Raw genomic sequence first — 519 nt, 5'->3', positions numbered from 1 at the left:
GAAGTTCTCTAGCCATTCGATGGTTGTGACGTCCAAATGGTTGGTTGGTTCGTCAAGTAGTAATACATCAGGGTCACAAACTAGAGCGCGAGCTAATGCCGCCTTGCGTTGCCAGCCGCCAGATAAGTCACGAAGTAATGTGTCTGGACTTAACTTTAGGGCACTGAGTACGTTTTTAACTCGGTCATCAAAACGCCACGCATTTGAATGATCCAATTGTTCTTGAGTTTTTGCTAAGCGGTTGATGTTCTTTTCGTTTGGGTCTTGCGCAACAAGATCAAGAAGATCATGGTAAATCTTAAGCTGTTCGCCAATTTCCGCTAAGCCACCAGAGACATACTCATAAACAGTACCTTCTTGGTTGCGCGGTGGATCTTGCTCCAAACGAGAAACAACAACATCTTGTGTTATTTGAATTTTGCCGTCGTCCAGTAAGATGTCGCCAGCAAGTACTTTCATCAACGTTGACTTACCGGCACCGTTTCTCCCTACTAAACAAACACGCTCATTTTCCTGCAA

At 44.7% G+C, this 519-nt stretch carries 1 protein-coding gene; it reads right to left on the bottom strand.

Annotation, left to right across the window (positions count from 1 at the left end):
- The coding region (locus tag R7P74_RS29360) for an ATP-binding cassette domain-containing protein (protein WP_318124261.1) at window positions 1-519 on the bottom strand (519 nt) is incomplete at both ends.

The organism is Vibrio sp. 2033, from assembly GCF_033339735.1.
This window is presented reverse-complemented; position numbering and strand designations above follow the sequence as displayed.